The sequence below is a fragment of the Streptomyces macrolidinus genome (genome assembly GCF_023887685.1).
In the GTDB taxonomy this organism is placed as follows: Bacteria; Actinomycetota; Actinomycetes; order Streptomycetales; family Streptomycetaceae; genus Streptomyces; species Streptomyces macrolidinus.
This window is the reverse complement of sequence record NZ_JAMWMR010000019.1, coordinates 110,708-136,561: the sequence shown is the minus strand read 5'-3', so window position 1 is coordinate 136,561 and position 25,854 is coordinate 110,708. Positions and strand designations below refer to the sequence as shown.

Here is a 25,854-nt window from a genome sequence, read left to right as displayed (position 1 = left end):
GGAGTCCCTGCCGTCACGCCCGGCGTGAAGTGGGCGAGTGGCTGAGGCCCGGCGTCGGTGACGGAGACGCCGGGCGTGGGAGGCGGCCTGAGGGGCTGTTATGCCCCTGCGCCCAGTGCTCGGCCCCGTGTCGCGATTCCCTCTGGTACGGCGCGGGTGCGGGCCGGGGTGCCTGTCCAGCAGGTGCCTCGGCGGGACAGGAGGCGGCGCAGCCAGAGTTCGAGGGAGACCAGGTCCGCGAGGCCGTCCAGCGGAAGCGGTGCGCCCTCCGCGGCGGCCCGGACCGCCTTGCGGACCACCCTGGCCTCCACCAGGCCCGCCTCCGCCAGCAGCGGGGTGTCGAACAGGGCGATCAGCGAGTTCGCGGCCAGCCGCAGACCCGTGCGGGCCGCGGCGGCCGAGGAGCCGTGCGAGGGGGTGCCCCAGCCCGGGGGCAGCCCGCCGACGCCCGCGCCTTCCAGCACCGTGCGCAGGATCGCGGCCCGTGCCCCCGGCCGCACCCGCAGCGCGCCGGGAAGCTCTCGGCACGCGCGGACGACCTGGTTGTCCAGGAAGGGCGCGTGCAGCCGCTGGGAGCGGACCTCGGAGGCCTGTTCGAGGACGCGGAGATCCGCCGCGTGCCGGGCCAGGGCCGCCCGCGCGCGGAAGTCGCCCGGAAGCTGCCCCGGACCGACGCCCGCCCGACCCGTGGCCGCCTGAAGACGAACCGATACTTCGGCGAGGGCCTCACCGGTCAGCCAGCGTGCCGCCGGACCCGGTCCGGCCCAGGTGAGCGCCGCGAGCGACGCCCCGACGGCGCCCCCGGGCTCCTCGAACCTGCGCCGCATCAGCCGGTCGGCGAGTCCCTCGATCCCGGCCCGGTACGGCGTACGGGCCAGCCTCCGCGCCGCGCCGTACACGCGCGCGGGCACCAGGACCGAGCCGTCGGCCTTCGCCAACGCGGCCACCGGGCGCACGAGATGGCGTCGCTTGCGATCCATCAGCAGGTCGGCGAGGCGGGCCGGGTGCGCGTCCAGGACCTGGCGCGCGCCATGGCCCGTGAAGTGGTCGGCGCTGCCCGACGCCAGGCGCGCGCGGTGCCTGCCCGCCGTCACCAGCGAGGGGCCCGGCTCGTCCGTCAGCGGCGCCTCCAGATCGGCGTACGGAAGCGCCTCCTCGCCGCCGGCCACCACCACGTGGTGCAGCCGGGGGTTGGCCGCCAGCGCGCCCGCCCGCTCCAGTTCGGCCTCGCGCCCGCCCACGGCAAGGTCGTTGAAGGTGACGGCCAGCAGGCGTTCCCCGGCGCCTGTGCCATGGCCCAGGACCGTGCCGGGCATACCGGGCAGCCCGGCGGCGAGCAGCGCGAGCGTGCCCGAGGCCGGTCCTCCGGAGAGGTCGGCGCCGATCCCCGGGACCGGCATCCCGCGCGCGGCGCGCCGTTCGGCGGGCCCCATGCCGGGCACGGGCCCCGGATCGATGCCCGTGCCCGGGACATGCCGTGGTGCCGACAGGCGTGTGCGGACGGCGTCGACGAGGGCGTCGCGCACGGCGTCCACCGCGGCGGCGGGATCCGCGGGCGGCGCCGAGACCGCGAGGGAGGCGACCGGCTCGTACCCGGCGATCTCCCGCGCCCCCGTGCGCAGGATGAGCGCGTGCCCCGGCGGAATGCGGCGCACGCCGTCGTACGGCGTCGAGTCGTGCACCGCGGCCGGGACGTCGGGGGCCGCCAGCAGCGCCGCCAGGTGCCCGAAGTCGAGGTTGGCCTCGATCAGGTCGGCGAGCGGCAGGGCGGCGGTCGCGTAGGCGGTGCCGCCGGCCCAGGGGGCGTGGAACACCGGCCGCGCACCGGCCAGATCGCCGCACACGGTGATCCTTCGGCCCACCTGGACGACGGCGGTGTAGCCGCCGGACCAGGCCGTCAGATGGCGCAACGCCCCTCCGCGGGCCGCGAACAGACCGACGCGCAACTCCTCGTCGGACGCCCCGCAGGTGCCGAGAACCGCGATCCGGGTCTGCGCGTCGGCCTTCACCACGCGCACCTCGTCGGGGCGCCAGTCGCCGACCGCCCACAGCGGATCGGGGTCGCCCCACAGCAGTTGGGCACCCACCGGGCGCACGCTCTCGCCGTCGTATCCGGTGGCCCCGGCGGCGCTGGACACAGCGGCCCCCGCGGCAGCGCTGCTCCACCCCACCAACCACCGCATCGAAACGCCTCCACAGGCTGTGGACAACCAGTGCACCGCACGAACGGCTCCCATGCTGCCACGAAGATTGCGCACCGGAGGGCGTCTGCGACCGCTCGCGCGCCCTGTGGCGCGCCCCTGCGGGGACCGTCGTGAGCTGGTGAACTCCTGCTGCGGAAGCGCCTGTTGAGGCGGGTCGACGACGCGAATGCGCCCCCGATACGCTCCCCTCGAACGCCCTTCGCGCCCTCAAGAGACGTGGTCGGAGCCTTGATCGCCCGCGCCCCTCGTCGTCGACTTTCGGCCAATTCGACTGAGCCTGGGCCGAGTTGGGCACGCTCCGTACAGGGACCTCCAACGCACAGTCCGGGAGGCGGAGTTCGCCTCCCGGACTGGTCCGCCGCCCGCGGGGATGAAGGCGGCGGTGTCCCCCAGCCCGCTGGATCCAGTACAGCGGGCCGACCCACGCACCGCCCATCGAACCGTTCCGCGGGCGCCCGCAGAAGAGCGCACGGACGGGCGCACGGCCACACATCGGGAGCACGTGACGACACTCCGTACAGAGGTACGTACCACAATCCCGCCATCCGGATTTTCGCCCCTTAACGCATGGGATGCGGGGAACTACGCTGGGTTTACGAATGCCGCGAGGTTATGCCAACACCGCGGCAGCCGTCTGTGTCGAGGGGTGGCGCATGTCCAGGGAGCAACGCGAGCCGAATGAGAAGCTCGGCGCGGTTCTCGCCCTCGCGGGAATCAGCAACGCAGGACTCGCCCGGCGCGTCAACGACCTTGGCGCACAGCGCGGGTTGACTCTTCGCTACGACAAGACCTCGGTGGCGCGCTGGGTGTCGAAGGGCATGGTGCCGCAGGGCGCCGCCCCGCATCTCATCGCCGCGGCCATCGGCCAGAAGCTCGGGCGCCCCGTACCGCTCCACGAGATCGGTCTGGCGGACGCGGACCCCGCGCCCGAAGTGGGCCTCACCTTCCCCCGGGACCTGGCTCAGGCGGTGAAGTCGGCGACCGAGCTGTACCGCCTCGACCTCGCCGGGCGCCGGGCCGGCAGCGGCGGCATCTGGCAGTCGCTGGCCGGGTCGTTCGCGGTCAGCGCCTACGCGACCCCCGCCTCCCGCTGGCTGATCACCCCGGCCGACAGCTCGGTGGCGCGCGAGCCCGGCCTCGCCGACGGCCCCGGCGCGGCGCTGAAGGTCGGCCACAGCGATGTGCAGAAGCTCCGCGAGGCCGCGGAGGACGCCAGCCGCTGGGACTCCAAGTACGGGGGCGGCGACTGGCGTTCGTCGATGGTGCCCGAGTGCTTACGGGTGGAGGCCGCCCCGCTGCTGCTCGGCTCCTACTCCGACGAGGTGGGCCGGGCCCTGTTCGGTGCGAGCGCCGAACTGACGCGCCTGGCAGGCTGGATGGCCTTCGACACGGGACAGCAGGAGGCCGCCCAGCGCTACTACATCCAGGCGCTGCGCCTCGCGCGCGCCGCCGCCGACGTCCCGCTGGGCGGCTATGTGCTCGCCACGATGTCGCTCCAGGCGACCTACCGCGGCTTCGGTGACGAGGGCGTCGACCTCGCGCAGGCCGCCCTGGAGCGCAACCGCGGTCTGGCCACCGCGCGCACCATGAGCTTCTTCCGGCTAGTCGAGGCCCGCGCGCACGCCCGCGCGGGTGACGCCCAGGCGGCCGGCGCGGCCCTGAAGGACGCCGAGAACTGGCTGGAGCGCTCCCGCGACGGCGACAACGACCCCTCCTGGCTCGCCTTCTACTCCTACGACCGCTTCGCGGCCGACGCCGCCGAGTGCTACCGCGACCTCAAGGCCCCCCGCCAGGTGCGTCGCTTCACCGAGCAGGCGCTGTCCCGCCCCACGGAGGAGTTCGTGCGCTCGCACGGGCTGCGCCTGGTGGTGTCCGCGGTCGCCGAGCTGGAGTCGGGCAATCTTGACGCGGCGTGCGAGCAGGGCGTGCGGGCCGTGGAGGTCGCCGGGCGCATATCGTCGGCGCGCACCACCGAGTACGTGCGCGATCTGCTGCACCGGCTGGAGCCGTACGGCGACGAACCGCGCGTGGCCGAGCTGCGCGAGCGCGCCCGGCCGCTGCTGATGACTCCGGCCTGAGCCACGCCGCCTCCTGGGGTTTGAGGGCACTGTCGGTGGCGCAGTGCACTATCGGGACCGGGAGGTGGAGCAGGTGCCCAGGATCGCGTACGACTGCGATGTGCTGGTGGTCGGCGGCGGAATCGTCGGCCTGTCGACGGCGTATGCGATCACGCGTGCCGCGCCCGGCACGCGGGTGACGGTCCTGGAGAAGGAGCCCGGCCCCGCCCGCCATCAGACGGGACGCAACAGCGGGGTCGTCCACAGCGGGATCTACTACCGCCCCGGCTCGCTCAAGGCGCGCTACGCGGTGCGGGGCGCCGCCGAGACGGTGGCCTTCTGCGCGGAGTACGGCATCCCCCACGAGGTCACCGGCAAGCTGATCGTCGCGACCGACCGGGCGGAACTCCCCCGGCTGCACGCGCTCGCGCAGCGCGGCCGGGAGAACGGCATCGCAGTGCGGGAGCTGGGCCCGGCGCAGATCGCGGAGTACGAGCCCGAGGTGCGGGGCCTCGCCGCCCTCCACGTCGGGACCACGGGGATCTGCGACTACACGGCGGTCGCCCGGCAGCTCGGCGAGATCTCGGGGGCGGAGCTGCGGTACGGCAGCGAGGTCGTCCGGATCGACCGGCGCCCCGCGCGCGGCGTCGCCGTACTGACCGGCGACGAAACGGTCCTGCGCGCCCGTGCGCTGGTGAACTGCGCGGGGCTGTACTGCGACGAGGTGGCCCGGCTGGCCGGGGACGACCCGGGCATGCGGATCGTGCCGTTCCGCGGCGAGTACTACACCCTGGCGCGGCCCGATCTGGTGCGGGGGCTGGTGTATCCGGTGCCGGACCCGGCGTTCCCCTTCCTCGGGGTGCATCTGACGCGGGGGATCGACGGAGAGGTCCACATCGGGCCGAACGCGGTGCCCGCGCTGGCACGCGAGGGGTACGACTGGGGAGTCCTGCGGCCTCGGGAGCTGGGCACGACGCTGGCCTGGCCGGGGGCCTGGCGGATCGCGCGGCGGCACTGGCGGTACGGGGCCGGGGAGCTGCGGCGGTCGGTGTCCAAGGAAGCGTTCACCGAGGCGGTGCGCAGACTGTTGCCGCCGGTCGGACCGCAGGACCTCGTACAGGCGCCCGCGGGGGTGCGGGCCCAGGCGGTCCTGCGGGACGGAACGCTGGTGGACGACTTCCTGATCCACGAGGGCCCGCGGACGGTACACGTACTGAACGCACCGTCACCGGCCGCCACGGCATCACTGCCGATCGGCCGGGAGGTGGCGCGAAGGGCGCTCGCGGCGCTGGCCCGGGACTGAACAGCTCCCGCCCCGCCCGCCGCCCGGTCCAACGGCCGGAAGGTCGCCCGACGGGTGTGGGCGGTGCTGGACCAGTGTGTGGGCGGTGCTGGACCATGACCAGCCCGGCCCCTGCCCCCGGAACCGCAGCACGACCCGGGCGCGGACGACGGCCCCGTACCATGGAGGGCACTGTGTCTGACTCCCTCGACTTCGCTCCCGCTGCCCCTGAGACCGCCGCCGGTGGTCTGTCTCCGCGCGTCCCCGGCGGGTCGCGGGCCAAGGGCGAGCCGCGGTTTCCCGACGGGCCGCAGGCCGATCCCGCCGGATCGCACTTCGAGCGGCGGATCCGCAGCTTCCAGCCGCGCCGCAGCCGGGTGACGGCCGGGCAGGCGGACGCGTTGCAGCGGCTGTGGTCCCGGTGGGGGCTGGACATCGACGGGCAGCGGGTCGTGGACCTCGCCGAGCTGTTCGGGAACGGCAACCCCGTCGTGCTGGAGATCGGCTTCGGCATGGGCGAGGCCACCGCGCGGATGGCCGCCGACGCCCCGGACACCAACATCCTCGCCGTCGACGTCCACACCCCGGGCCAGGGCAATCTGCTGGCCCTCGCCGACCGGGCGGGCCTCGCCAACGTCCGCGTCGCGAACGGTGACGCGATCATCCTGCTGCGCGAGATGCTCGCACCCGACTGCCTCGACGGACTGCGCGTCTACTTCCCCGACCCCTGGCCCAAGAAGCGCCACCACAAGCGGCGCCTCATCCAGCCCGAGTTCCTCACCCTGGCCGCGACCCGCCTTCGGCCGGGCGCGCTGGTGCACTGCGCGACGGACTGGGAGCCGTACGCGGAGCAGATGCTCGAAGTGCTCACCGCGCACCCCGACTTCGAGAACACCCGGCCGGACGGCGGTTACGCGCCCCGGCCCGCCTTCCGGCCGCTGACCCGCTTCGAGGGCCAGGGCCTGGACAAGGGCCACGTCGTGAACGACCTGCTCTTCCGGCGCGTACCGCACCCGGACCGGCCGTCCGCCGACTGAACGCCCACGCCCCGCGTTCAGCCGCTTGATCACCCCGTTCACCGGCCACCATCGCGGGACGGCGCCTCCTCTCGTTAGGGTCGGTGCCGTGGTCACCGGTCTCCCGTATCCGACGCACCCCGAAGGCGACGCCGGAGGGGGCCTGTTCCGCCCCGCGCACTGGTGGCAGAAGCGATGGGTGCGCTACGGCGCGCTGATCACGCTGCTCGCGCTCTCCGGGCTCGTCATCCTCGCCCTCGTACGGCAACAGACCGGCACCGAGGGGTTCCTGGTCGGGCTGGGCCTCGCGGTCCTGCCCGTACCGCTGCTCGTCGCCGCGTTCCGCTGGCTGGACCGGGTCGAGCCGGGCCCCTGGCGCAACCTGGTCTTCGCCTTCGCGTGGGGCGCGTGCGCCGCCGCGCTCATCGCCATCGTCGCCAACAGCTTCGCGACCCGGTGGATAGCGACCTCGACCGCCGATCCGAGCAACGCCGACACGCTCGGCGCCACCGTCATCGCGCCCGTCGTCGAGGAGTCCGCGAAGGCCGCCGCCGTGCTGCTGGTCTTCCTCTTCCGCAGGCGGGACTTCACCGGGATCGTCGACGGGGTGGTGATAGCCGGGGTCACCGCGACCGGCTTCGCCTTCACCGAGAACATCCTCTATCTGGGCACGGCCTTCGGCACGGACCAGCTCAGCGGCGGGCGCGGGCTGGCGTCCGTGACGGCCGCGACGTTCTTCGTCCGCGTGGTGATGTCGCCCTTCGCGCATCCGCTGTTCACCGTGCTCACCGGCATCGGTGTCGGTATCGCCGCGCTCTCGTCCGAACGCCACCGCGTACGCCGGATCCTGGTGCCGCTCGCCGGCCTGCTGCTCGCCATGAGCATGCACTCCCTGTGGAACGGGTCCGCGTCCTTCGGCCAGTTCGGGTTCTTCGCGGTGTACGGGGCGTTCATGGTGCCCGCGTTCGGGCTCCTGACCTGGCTGGTGATCTGGACACGGCAGCGGGAGCTGCGGACCGTGCGCGAGGAACTGCCCGCGTACGTGGCCGCCGGCTGGCTGGGGCCCGGGGAGCCGTTCGCCCTCGGCTCCATGCGGGCGCGGAAGCTGGCCCGGGAGTACGCGGGACGCCACTTCGGGAAGGCGGCGGCGCGCTCGGTCGCGGAGTACGAGGCGTACGCGACATCGCTGGCGTTCCTGCGCCGCCAGGGGCGCCGGGGCCGGGCGGCGGCCGACTTCGCCGTACGGGAACGGGAGTTGCTCACCGGGATGTGGGCGCGACGGGGCGTGGCGCTGCCCGCGCTGGCGTACGCCGCGCGCGCCGCGGCCCCGAGGCCGGTGTGGGGCTACGGTTACACCCCGGCGACCGGGGCACCACCCGCGTGGCAGACGGCACCCCCTGCCGGGCACCCCGGGTACAACCCGTACCGCTCACAGGGCTGAGACCTCGACGGAGCTACGCGGACGCCTCCGTGAGGAGCTTCAGCTCCTGGTCCGTCAGCGTCAGGTCCCGCACCGCCAGCAGCGCGGGCAGTTGCTCGACCGTACGGGCGGAGGCGATCGGTGCCACGACCGTCGGCTGTGCCGCCAGCCACGCGAGCGCCACCGTCGCGACCTGCGCGCTGCGCTCCTGCGCGACCTCGTCGAGGGCCGCGAGCACGCGGCGTCCGCGCTCGGTCTCCAGGTGCTTGCCCGCGCCTTCCGCGCGCGCGGAGTCCACCGTGGTGCCCGGCCGGTACTTGCCGGTCAGGAAGCCGGAGGCGAGGGAGTAGTACGGGACGGCCGCGAGGCCCGCGCGAGAGGCGACGTCCGACAGCTCCCCCTCGTACGTCTCACGGGAGACCAGGTTGTAGTGCGGCTGGAGCGCCACGTACCGCGCCAGGCCCTCCCGGTCGGAGAAGTCCAGGGACTCCTGGAGGCGGGCGGCGGAGATGTTGGAGGCGCCGATGGCGCGCACCTTGCCCGCCTTCACCAGGTCGTCGAGCGCGCCGATGATCTCCTCGACCGGGGTCTCCGGCTCGTCGAAGTGCGTGTAGTAGAGGTCGATGTAGTCGGTGCCGAGGCGGCGCAGGGACGCGTCGGCCGCGGCCTTGATGGTGTCGGCGGCGAGCCCCATGTGCGCGGGGTGCCGGCCGACCTTGGTGGCGATGACGACGTCGGAGCGGTTGCCGCGCGCCTTCGTCCAGTTGCCGATGACGGTCTCGGACTCGCCGCCCTGGTTGCCGTCGACCCAGGCCGAGTACATGTCGGCCGTGTCGACGAAGTTGCCGCCGGCCGCCGTGTACGCGTCGAGCACCGCGAAGGACTGCGCCTCGTCGGCGGTCCAGCCGAAGACGTTGCCGCCGAGCGAGAGCGGGAAGACCTCGATGTCGGAGGAGCCGAGCTTGCGAAGAGAAGTCATGACCGTAGTCAACGCCCCCATCGGATCGATCACTTCCGGTACGGGGCAAAGTTCCCGTAAACGCGGCGGGCGGGCGCGGTGTCGGTGCGGGAACGCGTGACCGGCAGCCCTGACGTCGGGGGGTAGCCGTCAGGACCGCCGGGGATCAGAGGTTGAACAGGCGTGCGGGCTCGGGCCCGGCGCTCAGGGGTTGATGCCCTTGATTCTCAGGGGCCGATGCCCTTGGTTCTCAGGGGTTGATGCCCTTGTTCTGCAGCCACGCCAGCGGGTCGATCGCGTCGCCGCCGCTCGCGTGGACCTCCAGATGCAGATGCGGACCGGTCACGTTGCCGGTCGCGCCCACGCGCCCGATGACATCGCCGGTGTTGACCTTCTGCCCGACGCTGACGCTGATCGAGGACTGGTGGCAGTACCAGAGTTCGGTGCCGTCCTCGAGGGTGAGGACCGTGCGGTAGCCGTACGCCCCGGCCCAGCCGGCCTCGGTGACGGTGCCCGTGTGGATCGCCTTGAGGAGCGTGCCCGTGGGCGCGGCGAAGTCGAGGCCGGTGTGGTGGCCGGAGGACCACATGCTGCCGGCGTCACCGTAGTGGGAGGTCAGCGTGTACGAGGAGGTCGGCAGGGAGTACTGCTTGGCCAGCTTGGCCAGGCGCTCCTCCTCGGCCTTCTTGCGGGCCTCTTCCTCCGCCTTCTTCTTGGCCTCCTCGGCCTTCTTCTTCTCGGCGGCGGCCTTGGCCTTCGCTTCGTCCTGCGCCTGGGCCGCGGCCTCGGCGGCCTTCTTCGCGGCGGCCTCCTGCTCGGCACGCGCGGCAGCCTGGTCGACCTGGTCCTGCTGGGACTCGGCCTGCTGCATGATCCGGGCGCGCAGCGCCTCGCCCGCGTCCGCGCTGCCCGAGGCGGCGCTGGTCAGCCCGACCTCGCTGAGGGGGGTGGCCGTGTCCACGGGGGTGTCGTCGTCCTGGCCGATGAGCGACTTGGCGGAGTCCGTGACCGAGGAGATGTCGGGCAGGGACGAGGGCATGTCCGGCAGGGAGATCGACACCGGCGGCTTGCCGGTCTGCGCGGTGGCCATGCCTCCCGCGCCGACGGCGGCTATGACGCCGACGCCGAGAACGGTGGAGCTGCGCGCGAGGCCGCCGCCGCGCTGCTTGCCGACGCGGTGCCTGCCGCGGACGGGGCGGACGGACTCCTCCGAAGGACTCCACTCTTCCCAGGGGCCCTCGTCGTCGCGGGCCGCGAAGCCGTACGGCTGGGTGTCCTCGGGGGCGAACGACGTGCTCTGGGCAGACCGGTTGGACGCCACGCGGGCGCACTCCTTTCCTTCCGTCTCGCCTACCGGGTTAGCTGACGGGTTCGGAGCAGGAAGGTCTCCTACGGGTTCTGTGCCTGCCGTGCTGCCACGGCGGCATCCGCCCGATTCACCCCAAAGTGGTGGTTCCCCGGTTCCCTTACGGGATTCGGCACACGCGCACGGAGCCGCCTCGGGTGACGGCTGGGACGACCGCGCTGCGTTATCGAACGTTAATAGACGCGAGGGTCGTATTCCAAGTTGCTCGGACAGATCATCGATCCCGTTGGCCAGGACTTTCGCCTCACGAGCGGTGGAAGTAGGGCGAGTTGACCACGTGTCACCGGTCTCTCGAGCCTGATGAAGCGTCAGTTGCTGTGCGGAGCGGTTCCGTTCGCTTACGCAACGTGACTGATGGTGATCAAGGGTGCGAAGGGCGAACGCGCCGAGGGCCGGAACCCTTTCGGATTCCGGCCCTCGGCGATCAGTAGCGGGGACAGGATTTGAACCTGCGACCTCTGGGTTATGAGCCCAGCGAGCTACCGAGCTGCTCCACCCCGCGTCGGTGATTCAAGTGTACGTCATCCGCGGGGCACCTCGTGCACGTATCTCGCTCCCCCACTCTCACCTGCGGTTTCACCCCGTCCGGGGGGCGCCGGTGCCAGGTCAGGAGCGGTCGGGCGGGGAGAGCAGATGGGCGTTCGGGGCCTTCGCCCGCCGCTCGCACTCCGGCAGGAGCACCACGTCCACTCCCTGGGCCGTGAGCGCCCCGCTCCCGTCGGCCGACGCGACGAACGTGTCCGGCTCGCGCCATGCCGTGACCACCCGTCGTACCCCGGCGTCGAGGATCAGCCGGGCGCAGGGCGCGGGCCGGGAGGCGCGGCGGGTGCACGGCTCCAGGCTGCTGTACACGGTGGCGGTGGCCAGCCGGGGGTCCGCCGGGTCGAGCTTCGCCAGCGCCGCCTCCTCCGCGTGGACGACGGGGTCGCCGCCCTCCCGGGAGTGCGCCCGCGCCAGCTCCGTGCCGTCGGCCGCGACGATCACCGCGCCGACGCTGAAGGCCGTACGGGAGGGCGGACACTGCGCGGCCAGTTCGCAGGCCGTCCGCAGCCATCGCCGGTCGGCGGCGACGGCCGATCTCCCGGTACCGGGCGCCGTGGGGACGTACCGCAGCAGGACGACGTCCCCGACCGGCCGGGTCTCCAGCAGCCGCATCCGGCCCGGCGGATACGCCCCGGGCCCGAACATCCGCGGCGCGTCCGCCTCTCCGACGAACAGCGGCGCCACCGCCAGCCGCAGCTCGTCCGCGAGCCCCTGCTGGAGCAACCGTGTATGCACGTGCCCGCCGCCCTCGACCATCAGCCGCCGTACGCCCTTGACGTCCCCGAGGTGCGCGAGCACGACCGCCCACTCCACGGCGGGGCCGAGCGGGGCCACCTCCACGTCCGTCGGCAGCAGCTCCCGCAGCCGCCGGGCGCCCTCGTCCGTCGTGTAGGCGATCTTCGCGCCGCCCGTGTGCCAGAACCGGGCCGTGGGGTCGAGGTCGCCGGACGCGCTGACCGTGACCTTCAGCGGGTGTTCCGGGCGCCCGGCGGCGACCCGGGCCGCGCGCCGCTCGGCGGAGGCGACCAGCAGGCGCGGGTTGTCGCTGCGCAGCGTGCCCGCGCCGACGAGGATCGCGTCGCTGTCCGCCCGTACCTCGTCGACCCGGTCGAAGTCCTCCGGCCCGGACAGCAGGAGCCGCTCGGGTCCGGTGTCGTCCAGGAAGCCGTCGAGGGAGACGGCGGCGGACAACAGCACGTAGGGGTGGGCCATGGGGTCGCGCTCCAGTGGTCGGGGTTCGGGCGGGCTCGGGCGGTCGCCTCCCGGGCGGTTGATTACAGTCTCCGACCGAGGGGTGCCGCACAGCGGAAGCATGGGGGCGCATCCTCGGCACCCGCTACCCACCGGCCCGGACAAGGACGACCGACATGTGCGACCCCCGCGACACCACGGCGTCCGGTGCCGCCGGCAGCGGCGACCCGGCCGCCCTCCCCGCCGCCACGGTCCGCACCCGCGTGACGGTCCCGCTCCGCTTCGGCGACGACTGCACCGTCACGGCCGACCTGGTCACCTTCCACGGCCTTGCCGACGGCCAGGAGCATGTGGCGGTGGTCCTCGGCGAACCCGCCGCCGACCGCGCCCCGCTGGTGCGGCTGCACTCCGAGTGCCTGACCGGCGACGTCCTCGGCTCGGCCCGCTGCGACTGCGGTCCCCAACTGCGCGAGGCGGTACAGCGCATCGCCGACCGGGGCGGCGTGCTGCTCTACCTCCGTCAGGAGGGCCGCGGTATCGGCCTCTACAACAAGCTCGACGCCTACGCGCTCCAGGACCAGGGCCTGGACACGTACGAGGCGAACGCCGCGCTCGGGCTGCCGGAGGACGCCCGTGACTACACGGCCGCCGCGCAGATGCTGCGCGTCCTCGGCATCGAGTCCCTGGACCTGCTCTCCAACAACCCCGACAAGGCCTCCCAACTCCGCTCCCTGGGCCTCACGGTCGTCGACCGCGTTCCCACGGGCGTCTTCACCACGGCCCACAACGTCCGCTACCTCCAGGCGAAGGCGGTCCACACCCAGCACACGCTGCCTCTCACGGAACTGACGAGGCACTGACCTCTCTCGCCCGTGACGGCTCGCGGTCTGCAGGAGAACGACGCCTCTACAGGAGGACGACACACCCCCGCCGCTCCAGCTCGGCCAGCAGCGACGGAGCAGGCGCGCAGGCGTTCCAGCGCAGGTCCAGCTTCTCCAGCACGGGCAGGTCGAGGACCCAGTCCGGCAGGTGCGTGAGGCGGTTGCCGCGTACGTCGAGCTGGCGCAGCCGGGGCAGCCCGGCCAGCACCTGCGGAAGCTCGGCCAGGGCGTTCTCCCGCAGGTCCAGGTGGCGCAGGTCGTGGAGGTCGGCCAGGGACGACGGCAGGCGTTCGATCGCGTTGCCCCGGAGCCAGAGTTCGCGCAGCCGGTGCAGTCGGCCGATGCTGTCGGGCAGCGTGGTCAGCCGGTTGAACTGCGCCCTCAGCTCGATCAGCCCGGTCATCCGGCCGAGGGCCTCGGGCAGCACCGTCAGGGAGTTCTCGCCGACGTTGAGGTAGCGCAGCCGCGTCAGCTTGCCCAGGGCGTCGGGTATCTCGGTCAGGTCGTTGTCGTGCAGATAGAGGAAGTCGCTGAGCCCGGCCAGGTCACCGAGCGCGTCGGGCACCGAGGCGAGGCGGTTGTGGCCGAGGTCCAGGGTGGTCAGCCGGAGCAGTCGGCCGATCTCGGGCGGGAGGTCCGTGAGCCCGGTCTCGGCGAGGATCAGCACCTGGAGATCGGTGCGCCGCCAGACCGAGTCGGGCACCGCTCCCAGCTGTTGACGCCACAGGTTCAGTACGTGCGACACGGCGCGCTCCCCTCGGGGGTTCCGGACACTTCTTCGGGAGTACGGAACCACCCGGTCAGAGACATTCACAATGCCGAGCGAGCTGCCCCACGACAACACGTCCACACCGTCCGCTCACGCATCGATCACGCAGAAGGACATGCTGACCATGCTGACCGGTGCGTTCGCTTCCGCAGCGGGTGCTCAACGGTTCAGATATGCCAGCACCGCAAGGACGCGCCGGTTGTCGTCGTCGGAGGGCTGCAGGCCGAGCCGTGTGAAGATCGAGGCTGTGTGCTTGGACACCGACCGCTCGGTGATGACCAGTTGCTGGGCGATAGCCGCGTTCGAACGCCCCTCCGCCATCAGCGAGAGAACCTCCCGCTCGCGCTGGGTGAGCGCGGCCACGGCACCGTCCGCGGAGTTGTGGGCCAGCAGACGGGCGATCACCTCGGGGTCCATCGCGGTGCCGCCCGTCGCCACCCGCCGGACCGCTTCGACGAACTGGCCGCCATCCATCACCCGGTCCTTGAGCAGATAGCCGGTGCCGCCTTGGCCCGCGGCCAGCAACTCCCGGGCATACAACTGCTCGACGTACTGCGAGAGGACCAGCACCGGCAGCCCCGGGGAGAGCCGTCGGGCCTCCAGCGCGGCGCGCAGGCCCTCGTCGGTGAAGGTCGGTGGCAGCCGCACGTCCACGATCGCCGCGTCCGGCTTCTCGGCCGCCACCGCGGCCAGCAGGTCGGGGCCGTTGTCGACGGCGGCCACCACCTCGAATCCGTGCGCCCCCAGCAGGCGCGTCAGGCCGTCCCTCAGGAGGAAGAGGTCTTCGGCGATGACAACGCGCACGGGATCTCCATGTTCACGATGGTCGGGCCGCCGGGCGGACTGCTGATGGCGAGTACGCCGTCGAAGGCGGCCAGACGGCGCTCGACACCGAGAAGGCCGGTGCCGTCGGCCGGATCGGCCCCGCCCCGACCATCGTCGGTGATGGTGATCCGGAGCGTACCCGCCTCAAGGTCGCTGTCATGGCCGATCTCGATCCAGATCTGCCGGGCCTCGGCGTGCTTGGTCACGTTGGCCAGCAGCTCGCTCACCGCGAAGTAGGCCGCCGACTCCACCGGGGCGGGCGCCCGGCCCGCCAGCTCACCGCTGAAGTACACCCGGTGCGGCAGGTCCAGTGCCAGCGCGTGAACACCGTCGGCCAGGCCCCGGTCGGCCAGCACCGGCGGGTGGATTCCGCGGACCAGGTCGCGCAGTTCGGCCAGCGCCTTCACCGAGGATGCCTTGACCTCGACCAGCAGGCTCCGCGCGGCCTCGGGGTTGCTGACAACCAGGTGCTGCGCCGTGTCCAGGGCCATGCCCATGGCCACCAGCCGGGCCTGTGCGCCGTCGTGCAGGTCGCGCTCGATCCGGCGCATCTCCGCCGCCCCGGCGTCCAGGGTGTCGGACCGGGTCTGCGCCAAGTGGTCGACGCGCTGTGCCAGTTCCTCCTGCCGACTCGGGCCCAGCAGACAGCGGGCCGACCGGCTGTATCCGAGCATCAGCCGGGGTGCGGCCCACAGCACGATCGGAAGCATCATCAGCAGCGTCGCCGTCACCGTGACCGCTGCCAGGAAGACGTGCGCTTCGGCCGGCTTCCGGCCTACCGGGCCGGGACCGAGGAACGCACCGAACAACCGTGTCACGGCGCAGACGGGAGTGGCGACGAGTGCCGCAAGGGTCGCGCCCACGCCTCCGGTGAAGGAGGTCCACAGCAGGTCCCGCCAGGTTGCCGGGTCGGTCAGCACCCAGCGCGTCCACGGCCACCATCGTCCCCACCAGGGTCGTGTGCCGGTGGCGGGCGCGGGCGCGGCACGGTAGGGCACGGTGATGGGCGTCCTGCTCCATGAGCTCGCCACCCTCCGGTGCACTCCGGCCACCCCACGCATGCCCAGCACACCGCAGGCGAACAGCGGCAGGCTGAGCCAGACGACACCGTGGTTGCCACCGGGCAGCGGCCCGTGGTGGACCGCCAGGGCGGCCAGCGCAAGGACCGGGGGGACGAGCAGCACCGCCTCACCCGCCCCGAGAGCGGCCTTGCCCTCCTGGCCGACGCCGCTGCGGACCAGTCGGCGCGCCCCCAGTACCGCGCAGGGGATCAGGGTGAGGACCACCAGCAGCCACAGGTGGTACCTGTCCTCACCGCCGCCACCCGCCTCCGCGACCGTCGGCGGGTGCCACGGCTGGTTCACGGCGACCAGGAGCAGTCCCGGGGCCGCCAGCAGGGCCGCCGCCCCGACCAGGCTGACGCCCCAGATCGCGAACAGCCGGACCGCCGCCAGCACCCCGCTGCCGACCCGGGACGGTACAGGTTCCCCGTCCGCCGCGCGCCACGGTGCGGGCGGCTGATACCGGGCCCGGCGTCGGCGCCCTCCGCCCGGGCTGATCGCACTACCGCTCACGTCCGCTCTCCTCCCGTGTCGGTCCGGACCAGTGTGCGGGTCAACCGGCTTGGCAGGCAGGCGCGTTGAGCCCCGAAACCCTGGTGTAGCCAGCTACACCTCCAAGACCCCGCTCAACCCCGTGTCGGCGAACTCCCCTCTCTTCCTAGCTTCTTCGGTGGCATCGAGGACGTGCCGCGGGAGCGGCACCCCGGCCGTTCCCGCCGACCCGTGGAGGACCCGTGACCGCGCCGATCATCGAGATCCGCGATGTGAACAAGAAGTACGACGAAGGGCGCCCGGCACTGGCCGACGTGGACCTGGAGGTGAACGCCGGCGACGCACTGGCGGTGCTCGGGCCCTCGGGCAGTGGCAAGTCCACCCTGCTCAACATGATCGCCGGGCTGGACCGGCCGTCCGAGGGCACCGTCACCGTGGACGGACTGCGCCTGGACCGGCAGGGCGAGGCCGCACTGGCCAGATACCGCAGGGAACGGATCGGGATGGTCTTCCAGTTCTTCAACCTGCTGGACGACCTGACCGTGGAGGACAACGTCCTGCTGCCGGCGCAGCTCGCGGGTCGGCCGCGCGCCCTGGCCCGCCACCGGGCGGCGCACCTGCTGGAGCGCCTGGGCGTCGCCCGGCACGCGCGTGCCTTCCCCGGCCGCCTCTCCGGCGGTGAGCGGCAACGGGTCGCGGTGGCGAGGGCGCTGATGAACCGTCCGCGGCTGCTGCTGGCCGACGAGCCGACCGGCGCACTCGACAGTGCCTCCGCGGCGGAGGTCAGGGAACTGCTGGCCGAGCTGAACCAGGAGGGGCAGACGATCGTGCTGGTCACCCACGACACGGCGCTCGCCGCCTCCTGTGCGACCCGCACCGTCGAGCTGGTCGACGGCCGGATCGCGCGCGATGTGGTGCGGACGGTGGCCGAATGAGCGCGCTGGGCAAGGTGGTTCGCGCGGGGGTGGGCCGACGCCGGGTCCAGACCCTGGTGATGGTGCTGACCACCACGATGGCGGTGGCCGCGGCCGTGCTGGCGACCGGACTGCTGGTGGCCTCCCGGGCACCGTTCGAGCACGCCTTCGCCACGCAGCGCGGCGCGCATCTGACGGCTTGGTTCGACCCGGGCCGCGTCACCGCCGCACAGGTCACCGCGACCGCGCACCTCGCCGACGTGACCACCGCCGCCGGGCCCTATCCTGTGCGGTCACTGTCCCCCCGGATCGGCGCCAACAGGTCGCGGATGCCGGTGGGCGGTGTCATGCCCGAGATGAGTGTGGTCGGCCGAGCGGACACCGGCGGAGCGGTCGACGAGTTGTCCCTCACCGCGGGCCACTGGGCCACGGGCAGCGGGCAGATCGTGCTCAGCGACGGGACCACTCCACTGAGCCCGGGCGACCGGATGTCGTTTCCCGACCTGCCGGGCAAGCCGGTGCTGACCGTTGTGGGACTGGCCCGGTCGGTGACCGCGACCGCGGACGCCTGGGTCTCCCCCGCGCAGTTGGCGGCCCTGACGACACCGGGCAGCAGGCCGGGCCTGCAGATGCTCTACCGCTTCCGTCACGCCGCCACCGATGCCGAGGTCACCGCCGGCCGCAAGGCGATCGAGAACGCCGTCCCCGCGGGATCGCTGGCCGGGGCCTCCTCCTTCCTGCAGGCCGAACGGTCCGCGAACCGCACCACATCGACCCTCGTCCCCTTCGTGATCGCCTTCGGGGTGATCGGACTGGTCATGTCGGTGTTGGTCATCGGCACCGTGGTCAGCGGCGCGGTCGGCACGGCGACCAGACGCATCGGCATCCTGAAGTCCCTGGGCTTCACTCCGGCACAGGTGGTCCGCGCCTACGTCGCCCAGGCACTGATCCCCGCCACGGTCGGCACCGCTCTCGGCGTCGTACTCGGCAACCTGATGGCGGTCCCGGCCCTGGGCGTGGCCCAACGCGCCTACAGCACCAGCTCGTTGACGATCGCGCCGTGGATCGATCTGGCCGTCTCCGCCGTCGCGCTGGCCGTGGTCGCGGCGACGGCGCTGGCCCCCGCGCTACGGGCCGGAAGGCTGCGCACGGTCGAGGCGATCGCCCTGGGCCGGACGCCTCGGGCCGGCCGTGGCCGGGCGGTGAGGCGGCTGCTCGGCAGGCTGCCGCTGCCGCGCGCACTGAGTCTGGGGCTGGCCAACCCCTTTGCCCGACCCGCCCGTTCGGCGACGGTGGCGTCGGCTGTCGTCTTCGGCACCATCGGGGTGACCTTCGGGGCCGGCCTGGCGATCTCCGTGAACGGCGTCCAGCACGGGCTCGACCGCGAGAACGCGGGCGCGGTGACGGTGCAGAACGTCGCGCCACTGGCCGGCAAGGGTTCCCGTAACACGGTCGATCCGGCGCTGATCGCCGCGAAGATCACCGCGCAGCCGGGCACCCGTAGGTACTTCAGCACCGCGCAGACGCGGGTCGGTGTGGCCGGACTGGCCGGTTCGACCGGGGTGGTCGCCTACCAGGGCGACTCCTCGTGGGGCGCCTACCAGATGATCTCCGGGACCTGGTTCGACGGCCCTGGGCAGGCCGTGGTCCCCTATGGCTTCCTGCGGGCCACCGGGACGCATGTCGGTGACACCGTCACTCTCACGGCGGGCGGACGCCGCGCGGCGGTGCGGATCGTCGGTGAGGACCTGGACACCAGCGAGGGCGGCATGGTCATACGGACCGACCTCTCCTCCTTGGCCGGGCTCGGCCTCACGATCCCCTCGGAGCTGGTGCAGTTCAGGATCGACCTGAAGTTCGGCACCGACGCCACGGCCTACGCGGCCTCGCTCGGCAAGGCCCTGCAGCCGCCGGGCGTCCTGGTGTTCCCGACCGGGAACACGGTCAGCCCGACCATCATCGCCATCGACGCGCTGATGGCCATGTTCACCCTGATGCTGGTCGCGGTGGCCGGGCTGGGCGTCCTCAACACGGTGGTGCTGGACACCCGCGAGCGCGTCCACGACTTCGGGGTGTTCAAGGCGCTCGGCATGTCGCCGCGGCAGACCGTCGCCATGGTGCTCACCTCGGTGGCCGGGATCGGCCTGGTGGCGGCAGCGGCCGGTGTGCCGGTCGGTGTGGCCCTGCACACGTGGGTGGTGCCGGTCATGGGCCACGCGGCGGGCACGGCGATCCCGGCGACGGACATGGCGGTGTACTCACTGCCGGTACTGGCCGGTCTGGTGCTGGGCGGCCTGGTGATCGCCGCGGCGGGGGCGCTGCTGCCCGCAGGGTGGGCGGCGAAGGCGAGGACCGCGGCGGCGCTGAGAAGCGAGTAGCACGCTGGCGCCACCCATCGGCCGAACGGCGCGGCGCCCGAGCCGACCGAAGCAGGACCGGGCGCCGCGTAGCAGGTCAGAGGCCGTATCCCCCGTCTACAACCCGTAGGCCCTGTGGGACTCGAACCCACAACCAATGGATTAAAAGTCCACTGCTCTGCCAATTGAGCTAAGGGCCCTGGCGATGTTGCCTCCCCGAGCATAGCCCGAATCCGGCTCGCGGCCCCACGGCCGAGCCGGTCGGGCGACGGCCTGCGGGCGGGAACGCGGAAGGGCCCGCACGACGATGTCGTACGGGCCCTTCCTGGTCCCGGCCTGTCCCGGTGACCGGGTGTCAGCCGTTGCGCTTCCAGCGCGGCTTGTCCTCGCGGCGGCCGAACGAGCCCGTGCCGCGGTGGTCGTCACGACGGCCGTAGGGCCGGTCGTGGGAGCCGGAGCGGAAGCCGGGGCGGTCGCCCTGACGGTCACGGTTGAACGGGCGGTCGCTGCCGCGGTGGCCGCCTCGGTCGTCGCGGCGGTCGCGGTCGAAGGGGCGGCGGTCGCGGTCACCGTCACGACGGAATCCACCACGGTCGTCACGCCGCTCGAACGAACGCCCACCACGCTCACCGTCACGACGGTCACGGTCGAAGGGGCGACGGTCGCGGTCACCGTCACGACGGAAACCACCACGGTCATCGCGGCGCTCGAACGAACGCCCACCACGCTCACCGTCACGACGGTCACGGTCGGACGAACGACGGTCACGGTCACCGAAACCACGGTCCCGGTCACGGTCCCGGTCGAAGGGGCGGCGGTCGCGGTCACCGTCACGACGGAAACCACCACGGTCGTCACGCCGCTCGAACGAACGCCCACCACGCTCACCGTCACGACGGTCACGGTCGAACGAACGACGGTCACGGTCACGGTCACCGAAACCACGGTCCCGGTCGCGGTCCCGGTCGCGGCCGAAGCCGCCCCGCTCGTCCCGGCGCTCACGACGCTCGTACGACGACGCACCGGCCGTACGCTCCTCGGTCCGCTGGACCCGCTCGGCGTCCTGCGCGGTCGGCTGGCCCGGCACGAAGACCTCGGCGGCCTCCGGCGTCCCGGCGGCAGCCGGGCTCTCCTGGGCCTCGGCCACAGCCGCCGCGGCGGCCTGGACCGCCGCCTCCGGGTCCTCGCCCCGCTCACGGGCGGAGCGGGCGACCAGCCGGTCGGCCTCGTCGCGCAGCTCGGCCGCACGCCGCGTGGCGCGCTCCAACTGCTTGGTGAGGTGGGCGACTTCGCGCTCGGCCTGCTCCGCGGCGTTACCGGCGGCCTCGGCCTGGACCTCGGTCATGGACCGGGCACCGGTGATCTCGGCGACCTCCGGGTCGAACGCGGCACCGCCCTGGATGATGTGGCGCGAGGCGTCGACGCCCGCGTCCTCCATCAGCCGGAAGATCTGACGCCGCTGGTGCGGCAGCGCGAGCGACACGACCGTGCCGGTACGGCCCGCGCGGGCGGTACGACCGGCGCGGTGCAGGTAGTCCTTGTGGTCCCCGGCGGGGTCCACGTTGAGCACGAGGTCGATCCCGTCGACGTGGATACCGCGGGCCGCGACGTCCGTCGCGACGAGCACGTTGACGTACCCGTCCTTGAAGTCGGCCAGCGTCCGGGTGCGCGCGCCCTGGGTCATGCCGCCGTGCAGCGCGTCCGCCTTGGCACCGGCGTCGCGGAGCTGCTCGGCGACGCGGTCGGCGCCGAGCTGCGTACGCACGAAGATGATGGTGCGGCCCTTGCGGGAGGCGATGGCCGCGGTGACCGGGGCCTTGTCCTTCGGCTTCACGACGAGGATGTGGTGCGACATGGTCGTCACGGCGCCCTGGGCGGCGTCGACCTCGTGGCTCACCGGCTCGTTCAGGTAGCGGTCGACGAGCGTCTGGATCTCGTTCTCCATGGTCGCGGAGAAGAGCATGCGCTGGCCGCCGGCCGGCACCTGGTCGAGCAGCTCGGTGACCTCGGGCAGGAAGCCCAGGTCGGACATCTGGTCGGCCTCGTCGAGCACGGCGATCTGCACGTTCTCGAGGGAGCAGGCGCCGCGGTTGATGATGTCGCGCAGTCGGCCGGGCGTGGCGACCAGGATGTCCACGCCGCGCTCGAGGGCGTAGATCTGGTTGCCCATGGAGGTGCCGCCGCAGACGACCTTCATCTTCAGCCCGACGACGTCGCCGTACGGCTGGAGCGCGTCCGCGACCTGCATGGCCAGCTCACGGGTCGGCGTGAGGATGATGGCGCGCGGCTTCTTCTTCTCGGTGCGCCCACCGGCCAGGGTGGCCAGGGTCGGCAGACCGAAGGAGAGCGTCTTGCCCGATCCCGTCCGGCCGCGGCCGAGGATGTCCTTGCCGAGCAGGGCGTCCGGGATGGTCGCGGCCTGGATCGGGAAGGGCGCGGTGACGCCGTTCTGGGCGAGCTTGCGGACGACGCCCTCGGGCAGGCCGAGGTCGGCGAAGGTGATCTCGGGGGCGGTGGGGGCGGTGGACTGGTCCTCGCCCTCCCCGTTCTCGGGCAGGACGATGTGCTCAGTGCTGGAAACAGACATGCGAAATGCGAACCTTCCGGAGTTCACGGCACGCGCCCAAACTCCGTGAATTCGCAATCGACCGCCTCAATGCGGTCCGGCCACGGCAAGGGAGAGTACGCGCCACACGCGGCGCGTCATGATGGCGCCGGGCAAATGGGATCAAACGATCTGCCACCATACGCACCCGAGCCCGGCGAGCGCAAACCGATTCCGGCGCTCCCCGGGTGAGCCTCACCACACGGCTCTCCCCACCGCCGTCCGCCGGACCCGCTGTGCCGCCGGGCGACCTGCCCGCGGCACCGGTTCCCGGCGCGCCTACTGCGGGGTCGGCTCATGCGCCGAGGACGACGGCTCCGCGACGGTCGGGGAGGGCGACGGCGGGTCGGGCTCCTGGGGCGGCGACGGCGCGGGGGGAGTGCGGGTCGGGAGCGGCTCGGCCTTCGTCGGCGCGGGCGGCACCGGCCTGCTGCTGCCGTCGTCCCCCTTCGGGGTCTCCCCCCTGGCGGGCGGCTCGGGGTCCCGGCTCTTGGCGTCGCCCCGGGAGGCCGACGCGGAGGGTGCGGCGGAGGTCCCGGACGTGCCCGGCTTCGCCGGGCCTCCCTTGACCGCGGCTCCGCCCGCCGCCTTGCCGTCGCCGCCGCTCGCCCGCGCCCCGCCGTCCGGGGCGGTCCCGCCGTGCCGCCCCGCCGAGTGCGCGGGCCGGGGGCTGCCCGCGTCGTTCCCCACGCTCATGCAGCCGGCACTCGCGACGACGGCCAGCACCGTGACGGCCAGACGGACGGGTACGTAACAGGCGGGCACGGGCAGCCACCTCCGCTAGGGGTCTCCCCTGTCCAGCGAACTCCCGCGCGCGAGCGAGGCCGAGCGCGCGGGAAGCTGCCGAGAGGTCGGGGACGGTCGAGGAGTCCCCCTGCCCAACTCCCGCCACCCGCAAGAGGACACGCGGCCACGCGAAGAGAACGTCACCCGTCCGAGGACCTCGGCGTCACCCGTACCCGAGCACGTGCAACCGCTCGTCGTCGATCCCGAAGTGATGGGCGATCTCGTGCACCACCGTCACCTCCGTCTCGGCCACCACGTCCTCGCGCGTCTCGCACATCCGCAGGGTCGGCCCTCGATAGACCGTGATCCGGTCCGGCAGCACGCCCGCGTACCACTCGCCGCGGTCCGTCAGCGGAGTGCCCTCGTAGAGCCCGAGCAGGTCGGGATCGTCGGCGGGCGGCTCGTCCTCGACGAACACCGCCACGTTGTCCATCAGCCGCGTCAGCTCCGGTGGAATCCGGTCGAGCGCCTCGGCGACCAGTTCCTCGAACTCCTCGCGCGTCATCTCCAGCACAGGGCCATTGTCCGGTACGGCGGGTCCGCGGGGCAGCCGCGAATCCGTCCCGCATGGCCGCGCCCGGAACTGGGCATACGGGACCAATGGCCAGCGTCCTCGCCGCAGCCCCGCGCCGCCTGCTCGAGGCGGCGCGTGCCCTCGCCCGGCGCCACCGCTCACGGCGCCCGCCGCCCGCCACCTCACTCGTCCCCCGGCCCCACCCCTGGCTCGACGCGCTCGGCATGGTCGGCGTCGTGCTGCTGGGCGCCTGGCTCGGTCTGCTGATCGTGGGCGACGTACGCGTCCCGGTGGGCCCGATGGACACCACCATGACCCTGCGCCCCTCCCTCACCGGCGGCACGAAGATCAACGTCTCCCCGCTCGGCGCGCTGCGGCTGGACAGCCACCAGGCCCCCGTCCGCCTCGACGTCAACGTCGACCAACTCGACCCGGTCCGCGCCCAGGCGCTGGTCGACCACCCCGAGCGGCTCTCCGGCCTCCAGCAGGAGGTCACCCACGACGTGGAGCACGGCACCCTCGATCTCGCCGTGCGCTCCTGTGTCGCGGTGGTCTTCGGCGCCACCGCGCTCGGCCTCGTGGTCTACCGCCGCCCGCGCCGCGCCTTGACCGCGGGCGGCCTGGCCCTCGCACTCCTCACCGCCTCGGGCACCACGGCGTACGCCACCTGGAATCCCGCCTCGGTCCTGGAGCCGAGGTTCTCGGGCCTGCTCTCCTCCGCCCCCTCCCTGGTCGGCAACGCGCGCAGCATCGTCACCGAATTCGACGTCTACCAGCAGGAGTTGGCGCGCCTGGTGACCAACGTGACGAAGCTGTACGACGCCACGTCCACCCTCCCCGCGTACGAACCCGACCCCACGACGATCCGGGTCCTGCATGTCTCGGACATCCATCTCAACCCGGCGAGCTGGAAGATCATCGCGTCGCTGGCGCGGCAGTACCGCGTGAACGTGATCGTCGACTCGGGCGACACCATGGACCACGGAACGGCGGCGGAGAACGGCTTCCTGGACCCGGTCGAGGATCTGGGCGCCCCGTACGTATGGGTCCGCGGCAACCACGACTCCCGCACCACCCAGCGCTACCTGGAGCGCATGAAGAACGTCCATGTGCTGGACGACGGCAGGGCGATCACCCTCGCGGGCCTGCGCTTCGCCGGGATCGGCGACCCGCAGTTCACCCCCGACCGCTCGTCCGCGCCCGGCGGCGCCCGCGCCGAAGAGCTGGCGGGCGCCCGCCTGGCCTCCGCCCTGAGCGACCAGAAGGCCGCCGGGACGCCCGTCGACATCGCGATCGCCCATGAGCCGACGGCCGCCCGCGAGACGGACGGCGAGGTGCCCCTGGTGCTGGCCGGCCATCTGCACCGGGAGACGATGGAGGTCATGCCGTACGGCACCCGGCTGCGCATCGAGGGCTCGACGGGCGGCAGCGGACTGCGCGCGGTCGAGGACGACGACCCGGACCCCATCGAGGCCTCGATCCTCTACCTGGACCGGGACACCCGCCGCCTCCAGGCCTGGGACGAGATCAAGCTCGGCGGACTGGGCCTCACGGCGGCGGAGGTGACCCGCCACCTGCCCAGGGAGAACCAGCCGGGCGCACACCCGACACCCGCGCCCCGGGACCGCTCCGGCACACCCCGGACGCCCGCCCCCTAAACCGTTTTGGCGAACCCTCCCCCCATCCCATATGCTTCTCACGTCCCCGACGCGCTGAGAAGCGCGCAGGCGGGCCGATAGCCCTCATCGTCTAGCGGCCTAGGACGCCGCCCTTTCAAGGCGGTAGCACGGGTTCGAATCCCGTTGGGGGCACGCACAACCGTGTGCGACACTGTCGTACACAACGCTTGGTCCTGTGGAGCAGTTTGGAGTGCTCGCCACCCTGTCAAGGTGGAGGCCGCGGGTTCAAATCCCGTCAGGACCGCTGAGGTTTCACGTGAAACCTCTTGGCTGGGTAGCTCAGTTGGTACGAGCGTCCGCCTGAAAAGCGGAAGGTCGCCGGTTCGACCCCGGCCCCAGCCACCGTTGATGAAAGCCTCATCCCTTGCGGGATGGGGCTTTCGTCGTACCGAAGCTCGCGTTTCGAAGCTCGTATCCAAGGTCGTGCCGAGGTCGTACCGAGGTCACGTCACACGTCGTATCGCAGGTCGTGTCGCGTGTCCCGTCGCTCCTTGGCATGTCCTCTCCCGGCCGCTACGTTCGAGCAGGTCGACGCAATCGTTCGAACGGGGGAATCATGCGCCGGGATCAGGTGAAACTCGCCGGAGCTGTCGAGATGGAGAAGGACCGCGCCCGCTACGGCTTACTCGCGGTCATCATCAGCAATGTCGCGATCGCCGGGATCGTGATCTTCGGTGTCTGGCGGCTGGACGGCGACAAGTCGGTGATCGTGGGCGTGCTCAGCGCGGCCTTCACCGCGATGAGCGGGATGACCACCGCATACCTGGGCATCAAGGCCGTCTCCAACACCGCCACCGCGATGACGCAGGACAGGGCGCCCCGCGAGCAGCCCGCGCCTCCGGTCCCGCAGCAGCCGAGCGGCGGCTGAGCGCACGCGGTCGCCCGCCCCGAGGGCCGCAGAGGCGACCCGCCGAACCGCCGGAGGCAAATCGTT

Annotated in this window: 19 protein-coding genes, 5 tRNA genes and 1 riboswitch; of the genes, 12 read left to right on the top strand and 12 right to left on the bottom strand. The window is 72.5% G+C overall.

The features are described from left to right. Nucleotides 1–98 precede the first annotated feature (98 nt). On the bottom strand, nucleotides 99–2,183 hold the full coding sequence (locus NGF19_RS20915) for an asparagine synthase-related protein (RefSeq protein ID WP_252426581.1): 2,085 nt from the start codon (nucleotides 2,181–2,183) through the stop codon (nucleotides 99–101). 674 nt (nucleotides 2,184–2,857) lie between these two features. Here NGF19_RS20915 and NGF19_RS20910 point away from each other — a divergent pair. The 4 genes from NGF19_RS20910 to NGF19_RS20895 all read left to right on the top strand — a co-directional run bounded on the left by NGF19_RS20910 (nucleotide 2,858) and on the right by NGF19_RS20895 (nucleotide 8,000). Beyond that, nucleotides 2,858–4,282 carry an NsdA family TPR-like regulatory protein gene (locus NGF19_RS20910; RefSeq protein ID WP_252426580.1) on the top strand — a complete coding sequence of 475 codons (1,425 nt, stop codon included), beginning with the start codon at nucleotides 2,858–2,860 and terminating at the stop codon, nucleotides 4,280–4,282. A 64-nt stretch (nucleotides 4,283–4,346) separates the two neighbouring features. Continuing rightward, nucleotides 4,347–5,564, top strand: coding sequence for an L-2-hydroxyglutarate dehydrogenase (lhgD, locus tag NGF19_RS20905; RefSeq protein ID WP_252426595.1), 1,218 nt, complete (start codon nucleotides 4,347–4,349; stop codon nucleotides 5,562–5,564). 161 nt (nucleotides 5,565–5,725) lie between these two features. Next, nucleotides 5,726–6,580, top strand: coding sequence for a tRNA (guanosine(46)-N7)-methyltransferase TrmB (gene trmB, locus NGF19_RS20900; RefSeq protein ID WP_372505706.1), 855 nt, complete (start codon nucleotides 5,726–5,728; stop codon nucleotides 6,578–6,580). 88 nt (nucleotides 6,581–6,668) lie between these two features. Then, nucleotides 6,669–8,000 carry a PrsW family intramembrane metalloprotease gene (locus tag NGF19_RS20895; RefSeq protein ID WP_252426578.1) on the top strand — a complete coding sequence of 444 codons (1,332 nt, stop codon included), beginning with the start codon at nucleotides 6,669–6,671 and terminating at the stop codon, nucleotides 7,998–8,000. 13 nt (nucleotides 8,001–8,013) lie between these two features. Here NGF19_RS20895 and NGF19_RS20890 read toward each other — a convergent pair whose 3' ends face one another. From NGF19_RS20890 to NGF19_RS20875, 4 genes are all read right to left on the bottom strand, one after another. Further along, nucleotides 8,014–8,958, bottom strand: coding sequence for an aldo/keto reductase (locus NGF19_RS20890; protein WP_252426577.1), 945 nt, complete (start codon nucleotides 8,956–8,958; stop codon nucleotides 8,014–8,016). A 229-nt stretch (nucleotides 8,959–9,187) separates the two neighbouring features. Further along, on the bottom strand, nucleotides 9,188–10,258 hold the full coding sequence (locus NGF19_RS30990) for a M23 family metallopeptidase (RefSeq protein ID WP_252426576.1): 1,071 nt from the start codon (nucleotides 10,256–10,258) through the stop codon (nucleotides 9,188–9,190). A gap of 11 nt (nucleotides 10,259–10,269) precedes the next feature. Then, nucleotides 10,270–10,428: riboswitch (cyclic di-AMP (ydaO/yuaA leader) on the bottom strand. Nucleotides 10,429–10,731: 303 nt separating this feature from the next. Continuing rightward, nucleotides 10,732–10,805 (bottom strand) — tRNA-Met (locus tag NGF19_RS20880). 104 nt (nucleotides 10,806–10,909) lie between these two features. After that, nucleotides 10,910–12,058, bottom strand: a complete 1,149-nt coding sequence (locus NGF19_RS20875) for a dihydrofolate reductase family protein (protein WP_252426575.1) — start codon at nucleotides 12,056–12,058, stop codon at nucleotides 10,910–10,912. Nucleotides 12,059–12,213: 155 nt separating this feature from the next. Here NGF19_RS20875 and NGF19_RS20870 point away from each other — a divergent pair, with 155 nt between their 5' ends. Continuing rightward, the gene (locus NGF19_RS20870; RefSeq protein WP_252426574.1) at nucleotides 12,214–12,897 is read left to right on the top strand and encodes a GTP cyclohydrolase II; all 684 of its coding nucleotides are present in this window, start codon (nucleotides 12,214–12,216) and stop codon (nucleotides 12,895–12,897) included. 46 nt (nucleotides 12,898–12,943) lie between these two features. Here NGF19_RS20870 and NGF19_RS20865 read toward each other — a convergent pair whose 3' ends face one another. From NGF19_RS20865 to NGF19_RS20855, 3 genes are all read right to left on the bottom strand, one after another. Continuing rightward, the gene (locus NGF19_RS20865) at nucleotides 12,944–13,663 is read right to left on the bottom strand and encodes a leucine-rich repeat domain-containing protein (RefSeq protein WP_252426573.1); all 720 of its coding nucleotides are present in this window, start codon (nucleotides 13,661–13,663) and stop codon (nucleotides 12,944–12,946) included. A 183-nt stretch (nucleotides 13,664–13,846) separates the two neighbouring features. Continuing rightward, the gene (locus NGF19_RS20860) at nucleotides 13,847–14,491 is read right to left on the bottom strand and encodes a response regulator transcription factor (protein WP_252426572.1); all 645 of its coding nucleotides are present in this window, start codon (nucleotides 14,489–14,491) and stop codon (nucleotides 13,847–13,849) included. After that, nucleotides 14,455–16,086, bottom strand: coding sequence for a sensor histidine kinase (locus tag NGF19_RS20855; RefSeq protein ID WP_252426571.1), 1,632 nt, complete (start codon nucleotides 16,084–16,086; stop codon nucleotides 14,455–14,457). The genes NGF19_RS20860 and NGF19_RS20855 overlap by 37 nt, the downstream gene beginning before the upstream one ends. 221 nt (nucleotides 16,087–16,307) lie before the next feature. On the opposite strand from NGF19_RS20855, the gene NGF19_RS20850 reads away from it, so the two are divergent. Then, entirely contained in the window at nucleotides 16,308–17,000 is a 693-nt protein-coding gene (locus tag NGF19_RS20850) for an ABC transporter ATP-binding protein (RefSeq protein ID WP_252426570.1), read from the top strand. Next, nucleotides 16,997–19,357, top strand: coding sequence for an ABC transporter permease (locus NGF19_RS20845; protein WP_252426569.1), 2,361 nt, complete (start codon nucleotides 16,997–16,999; stop codon nucleotides 19,355–19,357). The genes NGF19_RS20850 and NGF19_RS20845 overlap by 4 nt, the downstream gene beginning before the upstream one ends. A 106-nt stretch (nucleotides 19,358–19,463) precedes the next feature. Here the strand turns inward: NGF19_RS20845 and NGF19_RS20840 are convergent. The 4 genes from NGF19_RS20840 to NGF19_RS20825 all read right to left on the bottom strand — a co-directional run bounded on the left by NGF19_RS20840 (nucleotide 19,464) and on the right by NGF19_RS20825 (nucleotide 23,241). Continuing rightward, nucleotides 19,464–19,536 (bottom strand) — tRNA-Lys (locus NGF19_RS20840). A gap of 155 nt (nucleotides 19,537–19,691) precedes the next feature. Beyond that, nucleotides 19,692–21,923: a DEAD/DEAH box helicase gene (locus NGF19_RS20835; protein ID WP_252426568.1), complete on the bottom strand. Its 2,232-nt coding sequence runs from the start codon at nucleotides 21,921–21,923 to the stop codon at nucleotides 19,692–19,694. 297 nt (nucleotides 21,924–22,220) lie between these two features. After that, nucleotides 22,221–22,706 (bottom strand): hypothetical protein, encoded by a 486-nt coding sequence (locus NGF19_RS20830; RefSeq protein WP_252426567.1) that lies wholly within the window; start codon nucleotides 22,704–22,706, stop codon nucleotides 22,221–22,223. Nucleotides 22,707–22,890: 184 nt separating this feature from the next. Then, on the bottom strand, nucleotides 22,891–23,241 hold the full coding sequence (locus tag NGF19_RS20825) for a metallopeptidase family protein (protein ID WP_252426566.1): 351 nt from the start codon (nucleotides 23,239–23,241) through the stop codon (nucleotides 22,891–22,893). Between the two features lie 86 nt (nucleotides 23,242–23,327). Here NGF19_RS20825 and NGF19_RS20820 point away from each other — a divergent pair, with 86 nt between their 5' ends. The 5 genes from NGF19_RS20820 to NGF19_RS20800 all read left to right on the top strand — a co-directional run bounded on the left by NGF19_RS20820 (nucleotide 23,328) and on the right by NGF19_RS20800 (nucleotide 25,788). Further along, nucleotides 23,328–24,899 carry a metallophosphoesterase family protein gene (locus NGF19_RS20820; protein WP_252426565.1) on the top strand — a complete coding sequence of 524 codons (1,572 nt, stop codon included), beginning with the start codon at nucleotides 23,328–23,330 and terminating at the stop codon, nucleotides 24,897–24,899. A gap of 80 nt (nucleotides 24,900–24,979) precedes the next feature. After that, nucleotides 24,980–25,052: transfer RNA gene (locus NGF19_RS20815), tRNA-Glu, on the top strand. A 37-nt stretch (nucleotides 25,053–25,089) separates the two neighbouring features. After that, nucleotides 25,090–25,164, top strand: a tRNA-Asp gene (locus NGF19_RS20810). Nucleotides 25,165–25,188: 24 nt separating this feature from the next. Next, a tRNA-Phe gene (locus NGF19_RS20805) sits at nucleotides 25,189–25,262 on the top strand. Between the two features lie 214 nt (nucleotides 25,263–25,476). Then, complete coding sequence (locus tag NGF19_RS20800; protein WP_252426564.1) at nucleotides 25,477–25,788, top strand: hypothetical protein; 312 nt, start codon at nucleotides 25,477–25,479, stop codon at nucleotides 25,786–25,788. The last annotated feature ends 66 nt before the right edge of the window (nucleotides 25,789–25,854 follow it).

Excerpts from the sequence above, each read along its gene's own strand:
- NGF19_RS20890 (WP_252426577.1), bottom strand. The coding sequence starts at position 8,958 with ATGACTTCTCTTCGCAAGCTCGGCTCCTCCGACATCGAGGTCTTCCCG.
- NGF19_RS20875 (WP_252426575.1), bottom strand. The coding sequence starts at position 12,058 with ATGGCCCACCCCTACGTGCTGTTGTCCGCCGCCGTCTCCCTCGACGGC.
- NGF19_RS20845 (WP_252426569.1), top strand. The coding sequence starts at position 16,997 with ATGAGCGCGCTGGGCAAGGTGGTTCGCGCGGGGGTGGGCCGACGCCGG.
- NGF19_RS20915 (WP_252426581.1), bottom strand. The coding sequence starts at position 2,183 with ATGCGGTGGTTGGTGGGGTGGAGCAGCGCTGCCGCGGGGGCCGCTGTG.
- trmB (WP_372505706.1), top strand. The coding sequence starts at position 5,726 with ATGGAGGGCACTGTGTCTGACTCCCTCGACTTCGCTCCCGCTGCCCCT.
- NGF19_RS20910 (WP_252426580.1), top strand. The coding sequence starts at position 2,858 with ATGTCCAGGGAGCAACGCGAGCCGAATGAGAAGCTCGGCGCGGTTCTC.
- NGF19_RS20835 (WP_252426568.1), bottom strand. The coding sequence starts at position 21,923 with ATGTCTGTTTCCAGCACTGAGCACATCGTCCTGCCCGAGAACGGGGAG.
- NGF19_RS20820 (WP_252426565.1), top strand. The coding sequence starts at position 23,328 with ATGGCCAGCGTCCTCGCCGCAGCCCCGCGCCGCCTGCTCGAGGCGGCG.
- NGF19_RS20800 (WP_252426564.1), top strand. The coding sequence starts at position 25,477 with ATGCGCCGGGATCAGGTGAAACTCGCCGGAGCTGTCGAGATGGAGAAG.
- NGF19_RS20870 (WP_252426574.1), top strand. The coding sequence starts at position 12,214 with ATGTGCGACCCCCGCGACACCACGGCGTCCGGTGCCGCCGGCAGCGGC.